Origin of the sequence: Geobacillus jurassicus NBRC 107829, from assembly GCF_001544315.1 — a bacterium.
Lineage (GTDB): Bacteria > Bacillota > Bacilli > Bacillales > Anoxybacillaceae > Geobacillus > Geobacillus jurassicus.
Genome location: NZ_BCQG01000092.1, coordinates 1 through 6,196, shown reverse-complemented (window position 1 = coordinate 6,196; position 6,196 = coordinate 1). Strand labels below are relative to the sequence as shown.

The window sequence follows — 6,196 nt, the reverse complement described above, 5'->3', positions numbered from 1 at the left end:
CTCTTTACAACCACCCATTCCTTGGGAAAAGAACGGCATACTCCCATCATTTCCAAATGCCGCTCCGAACATGCACGATGGGCACAGCGGTGAAAAAACCGCGCCGCATGCGGCGGGCCATTGGCGCTAGGCGAATGCTACGCTCACTCCCAAAGGAAATTGTCCTTCGGCATGGGAATGTATCGAAAGAATTTGCTATGCTTATAGATGAGTTGGGCTGCACCAAACGTCCATAAGCTGCTAAAACAATGTTCCATTTCTTTTTGTTCAAACGGAACTGTGAAATGATGAAAGGGGCGAAAACCAAGGTGAAAGCCGTCGGCGTGATCGTCGAATACAATCCGTTTCACAACGGCCATTTCCATCACTTGCAAGAAACAAAGCAAAAGACCGAAGCGGACTGTTTGATCGCCGTCATGAGCGGAAATTTCCTGCAGCGCGGCGAACCTGCTATTGTCTCCAAATGGGCGCGGGCGAAAATGGCGCTCGCTGCCGGCATTGATATTGTCATCGAGCTTCCGTACGCTTTCGCCGTGCAGGCGGCTGAGCAGTTTGCCCACGGGGCGGTGCAGCTGCTTGCGGCGATCGGCTGCCAAGAGCTTTGCTTTGGCAGCGAATCGGGGGAAATTTCCGCTTTTTTATCCGCGGCGGAAACATGGCTCGAACAGAAGGAAACGTTCGATTCCCTCATCCGCACCGGGCTGGCGCGCGGACAAAGCTTTCCGAAAGCCGCCGCTGAAGCGTGGCAAAAGTTCGGCGCCGCTCCGCTTGATTTGTCGCAGCCAAACAATGTACTCGGCTTTGCCTATGTGAAAGCCATTCGGCAAAACAGACTGGCGATGGCCCCGCGCACGATTCCGCGCATAGCGGCCGGCTATCATGACGAATCATTTTCCCACCCGTCGATTGCGAGCGCCACCAGCCTGCGGAAAACATTGCGACAAACCGGACAGCTCGAGTCGATCGCGGCGTACGTTCCGCCCGCTGCGCTCGAACAACTCCGCCAATACCGGGAGACATACGGGCGCTTTCACGATTGGGAAGTGTATTTTCCGCTCCTAAAATATCGGCTGTTGATCGCCACAGAGGCTGACTTGCGCCGCATCGCCGGCGTGGAGGAAGGGATCGAACACCGGCTGAAGCAACACATCGCCCACGCCGAAACGTTTGCCGCCTTCATCGCCGCCGTCAAAACGAAGCGATACACCTGGACAAGGCTGCAACGCTTATGCGCGCATGTGTTGACGAATTTCACAAAGGAGGAGCAAGCCAAAGCGGCCAACCCGACCTATATCCGGTTGCTCGGCATGAATGAAACCGGCCGCCGCTACTTGCAGCAGGTGAAAAAACACCTGGCGCTGCCGCTTGTCGCCAAGGCGGCCAAACTCAACGGCAATCCGCTGTACGAGCAAGAAAAAAGAGCGGCGGCCGTATACGCCGCCGCCTTTTCCGAGCCGCTCTACAGCGCCGCACTGAAAGAAGAATACGCCACAGCGCCGATTTACGCTTCCGGCATCGAACGCAAATAACGAACCGCCTCATCAAATGTATCGACTGGGACGATTTTCATCTTCGTCCCGATTTTTTTCGCCGTCTGCACCGCCTCGCGATAATTCGATGTCGGCGCGCCATGTTCGTTCGGCGCGAAAAACACCTCGACCCCTTCGCGGTCGGCCGCTACAACTTTTTGCGAAACGCCGCCGATCGGCCCGACGTTTCCGTCAAGATCAATCGTTCCGGTGCCGGCGATTTTATGGCCTTTTGTAATATCTTCATCGACGAGTTGGTTGTAAATTTCAAGAGAAAACATAAGCCCGGCCGACGGCCCGCCGATTTGTTCCGACTCGACGTCAACGGGCGGGTCGGTGCGGACGTTATAATCGGTCATGAGCGTCACCCCGAGGCCGACTTGGTTCGGGTGCTGCCGAAACGGCTTCAGTTCAAGCTCTATCTCATGCCGCTTCCGGCCGCGAATGAACGCGACGCGGACGCGATCACCCGCTTGTTTTCCACGAATGTAGTTGACCATTTGCTCCGATGTGCCGAGCGGCTTTCCATCGATCGCGACGATGCGGTCGCCGGTCTCTAAACGGCCGGCGGCCGGCATATCAGGGAGGACGCTCATGACATAAACGCCGCGCGGTTCATACGACACCGGCTTTCCAGCATGACGATAAGCGACGACGATCGCCGCCTCTTTCGACTGCTCCATGAGCTCAAGCTGGCGCATCGTATATTCCTTGTCGCTCTCCCCTTCCTGCTTGATTTCCTCAACCGGATGGAGCTCATAAAACGGGCGGATATGGGCGAGCAAATACGACGCCACGTTCGCCCGCCCCATCCGCACCGTCGTAAGCATAAACGTTCCGGCATCGCGATCGCCATGTTTTACATGAACGAGCGGCTTTAAACTTTGCGCGCTTCCCGGCATCGTCACGTAATACGGCAGCTTCATAAAAATGAGCAAAAAGGCGAGGGCGGCGCCAAAGAAAAACAAGGCAATGTACGTCCGTTTTTTCATTCGTGCGATGGCTCCTTCCACTGTTCGATCGCTCGGCGGATCGCTCCGACTTGCTTTCGCGCTTCCTCTTCCCCACGGGCGATGATTTCCTCGATGTCCGTGAACGCCCGCGAACTATATTGTTCGACACGCGGCCGGATCATCACATCTGAGGCGAGCTGACGGTGAGCTACCAGTTCCGCTTGCAAAATATCGAGGCTCTGCCAAATGACATCGACGATCGACGCAATTTCCGCCTTCGTGTTGAGCGGAGCGACGTCGACGGCGATGACAATATCCGCTCCCATCGCCCGGGCGACCGACACCGGCACCCGGTCGACGACGCCGCCGTCAACAAGCAGCCGCCCGTTGATTTCCGCCGGCACAAAAATGCCGGGAATCGAGATGCTCGCCCGCACCGCCTGGGCTGCTTCTCCTTGCCGAAACACCACTTTTTCCCCTGTCTGCAAATCAGCGGCGACAACCGCCACCGGCGGGGACATCTCCTCGATTCGTTTTCCTTTCGTCAACAAACGGATGAATTGCGTGATCCGTTCACCGGAAATCAGCCCCATTTTTGGCACTGTCCAGTCAAGAAAATCGTTGCGCCGAAACGATCGGGCCAGCCGGTAAAGACGATGGAGGCCATGGCCGCTTGCGTAGAGAACGGCGACGAGCGCGCCGATGCTGCTGCCGGCTAAATAAGAGATTGGAATCTGTTCCTCTTCAAGCACTTTCAGCACGCCAAGATGGGCGAATCCGCGCGCCCCTCCCGACCCGAGCGCCAATCCGATTTTGGGCAGCACGCCTCCTCCCCCCCTTTGTCGCAGCGCTCCCCGCTTTCATCGTATGGTCTAAAACGCCCCCCTATGCTCGTATATTAGGTTATATGAGGTTGTACCGCGCGAAGCCGCACGGCAAAAAAAGGGGGGAGAAGAGTGAAACGAAATTGGGAAGCGAAATGGAAAACCGTATTGCTCGCTTCCGCCGCCACCTTGTTTGCGTTTTCGCTCATTTGCTATCCAAAACAGTCGCTTGAAGCGTCGATTCGCGGCTTAACGATGTGGTGGGAGGTCGTCTTTCCGTCGCTTTTGCCGTTTTTCATCGTCTCGGAGCTGCTCATCAGCTTCGGCGTCGTCAGCTTCCTTGGCGTCCTGCTTGAGCCGCTCATGCGCCCGTTGTTTCGCGTCCCAGGCGTCGGCGGGTTCGCCTGGGCCATGGGAATGGCGTCCGGCTACCCGTCCGGGGCCAAACTGACCGCCCGCCTGTACCAGGAAAAGCAACTGACCACTATTGAAGCCGAGCGGCTCTCATCATTCACCAATTCGTCCAATCCGCTCTTTATTTTCGGAGCCGTATCGGCGGGATTTTTCAATAACCCGCATCTCGGACTTGTGCTGGCTCTCTCACATTATTTAGGAAACATTAGCGTCGGATTGATCATGCGCTTTCACGGCATTTGGAAAGAGCAGGGACAGCCGAAACGGCGGCCGCGCCCGTTTTCGCTTCCGTATGCGTTGCGCACGCTGCACCGCACGCGGCTGAAAAACGAACAGCCGCTTGGCAAGCTGCTTGGCGACGCCGTGCGCTCATCTGTCCAAACCCTACTGATGATCGGCGGTTTTATTATTCTCTTTTCCGTCATTAATAAACTGCTGTATATGATGCATTTGACCGAACAGCTTGCCCAGCTGCTAGGCCATCTGCTCCGCCTCGCCCAACTGCCGGAGCAGCTTGACATCCCGGTGTTTTCCGGCTTGTTTGAAATTACGCTCGGCAGCCAAATGATCAGCCAAACGAATGAGGCGACGTTGATGGAAAAAGCGGTGGCAACGAGCTTCATCCTCGCTTTCGGCGGCTTTTCCGTTCAAGCGCAAGTCGCCAGCATCTTGGCAGAAGCAAACATCCGCTTTCAGCCGTTTTTCATCGCGCGCCTGCTGCACGGGGTGTTTGCCGCTTTATTTACATACTTGCTTTGGAAGCCGTTGTACGTTCGCGCGGTTGGCGGAGAACGGGCCAACATTCCGACGTTTCTTCACGCAGCACCGGGCAGCGTCTGGGATGAAGGCTGGCGGTGGCTGCAGCAATACGGGCCGCTTATGACGCTGTTGTTTCTTTGCCTTTATATATGGCTCATGGTCAAAGCGGCCAGTGAATCGCGCGGGCGCCCATAAACCGCTTGGGCGCCCGGCGTCCTTGACAGCCATCTGGCCGTTAGGGCAAGGGCAGGTTGCCTTATCCTCGGTGATGAACCGTCCTTGTCAGCAGACGAATCGGCGCCGGTTGCAGCGTTCGCTGAAGCTGCCCCCGACCGGGCTGTCAATCGGCAACCATGGACGCAAATTTCCGCTTCAGCGCCTGCTCGACGACCGGGGGCACGAGCTCAGAAATATCACCGTTGTATTTTGCCACCTCTTTGACGATGCTTGAGCTTAAAAACGCATACTGGCTGTTCGTCATCATGAAAAACGTTTCAATGTTTTCATCAAGGACGCGGTTCATCGACGTAATTTGCATTTCGTATTCGAAATCGGACACGGCGCGCAAGCCGCGCAAAATGGCATTCGCTTTTTTGCTGCGGGCGTAATCGACGAGCAGGCCGTGAAACGATTCCACATGAACATTCTCAAGCGTCCGCGTCACCTCGCGAAGCAGCTCGATCCGCTCCTCGACGGTAAACAACGGTTTTTTCGATGAGTTGTTCAACACGGCCACATACACTTGATCAAACACTTTCGCTCCCCGCTTAATAATATCCAAATGTCCATACGTCACAGGATCAAAGCTCCCCGGACAAACCGCAATGCTCGCCATCGCTTCCATCCCCTTCCCATCTATAAATCGTCACGCCGGTGATGCCATATGTTTCCCGCTTCCACCGTTTCAGGCCGTCGACCTCCTCGGGCAGCTCCACCTCCGCCGAGTGTTCAGCGACGACGACGCCATCCGGCTCCAACAAGCGGCGCTCGGCAATCGACGACAACCATATCGGCCACTGTTTCTCTTTGTACGGTGGATCGAGGAAAATGACTGCAAAACAGAGGCCGCGCTTCGCCACTGCTTTCAGCGCCCGTCCGGCGTCGTTGCAGTAAATTTCCGCCCGTTTTTCAAGCCCGCAGGCCGCCACATTTTTTCGAACCGTCTGCACCGCTTTCCGGTCGTGATCAACGAAAATGACACGCTCAAGTCCGCGGCTGAGCGCCTCGATGCCCAGGCCGCCGCTGCCGGCAAACAAGTCAAGACCGATGCCGCCCGAGAAATACGGCCCAATCATATTAAATATCGCTTCTTTGACTTTATCGGTCGTCGGCCGCGTCGACATCCCTGGAACCGCTTGCAGATTCCGTCCTTTGCACGTTCCGGAAATGACTCTCATTGCCTTCACCCAATCCACCGTTGCACAAGATGATCTTGCCATCAACATGATTCACCGTTTTCATCGTAATCTTACCATAAAGTTGATGATCGTCAAACTAGAGAATTTTTTCGCGATCCGTGTATAGAAATCGGGAAACCGGCCATAATGAGTAATGGCAACAACATTGTTGCCAGTAACGGAGAAGACTTACGTTTCCCCATAAGTTCTTCCTCCGGTTTCTCCTCTCCCTTTTCTTTATTTCTTTCCGCTCCTTGTTCCGCCTAGCGCGGAGGCAAGGATCTGGAAGGAGCCTTGCGGGTTCGCCTCCGCAAGGTTTG

The 6,196-nt window shown here is 55.7% G+C and carries 6 protein-coding genes; 2 read left to right on the top strand and 4 right to left on the bottom strand.

Annotated features, from left to right (window positions below; genetic code table 11):
• The first annotated feature begins 308 nt into the window (after positions 1 to 308).
• Positions 309 to 1,529 (top strand): nucleotidyltransferase, encoded by a 1,221-nt coding sequence (locus GJ1_RS16935; RefSeq protein ID WP_066234986.1) that lies wholly within the window; start codon positions 309 to 311, stop codon positions 1,527 to 1,529.
• Here GJ1_RS16935 and GJ1_RS16930 read toward each other — a convergent pair.
• Together GJ1_RS16930 and GJ1_RS16925 are read right to left on the bottom strand one after the other, a co-directional pair.
• Positions 1,502 to 2,521 (bottom strand): SepM family pheromone-processing serine protease, encoded by a 1,020-nt coding sequence (locus GJ1_RS16930; RefSeq protein ID WP_066234984.1) that lies wholly within the window; start codon positions 2,519 to 2,521, stop codon positions 1,502 to 1,504. The genes GJ1_RS16935 and GJ1_RS16930 overlap by 28 nt on opposite strands.
• Positions 2,518 to 3,306 (bottom strand): patatin-like phospholipase family protein, encoded by a 789-nt coding sequence (locus GJ1_RS16925; protein ID WP_066234981.1) that lies wholly within the window; start codon positions 3,304 to 3,306, stop codon positions 2,518 to 2,520. Before GJ1_RS16925 ends, GJ1_RS16930 begins: the two co-directional genes overlap by 4 nt.
• Positions 3,307 to 3,438: 132 nt before the next feature.
• Between GJ1_RS16925 and spoVV the strand changes: the two genes are divergently transcribed.
• Positions 3,439 to 4,674: a dipicolinic acid transporter SpoVV gene (spoVV, locus tag GJ1_RS16920; protein WP_066234978.1), complete on the top strand. Its 1,236-nt coding sequence runs from the start codon at positions 3,439 to 3,441 to the stop codon at positions 4,672 to 4,674.
• Positions 4,675 to 4,819: 145 nt separating this feature from the next.
• Here the strand turns inward: spoVV and coaD are convergent, their stop codons facing one another.
• Complete coding sequence (gene coaD, locus GJ1_RS16915; RefSeq protein WP_066234975.1) at positions 4,820 to 5,314, bottom strand: pantetheine-phosphate adenylyltransferase; 495 nt, start codon at positions 5,312 to 5,314, stop codon at positions 4,820 to 4,822.
• Positions 5,280 to 5,876, bottom strand: a complete 597-nt coding sequence (rsmD, locus tag GJ1_RS16910) for a 16S rRNA (guanine(966)-N(2))-methyltransferase RsmD (protein WP_066234973.1) — start codon at positions 5,874 to 5,876, stop codon at positions 5,280 to 5,282. Before rsmD ends, coaD begins: the two co-directional genes overlap by 35 nt.
• Positions 5,877 to 6,196: the final 320 nt, after the last annotated feature.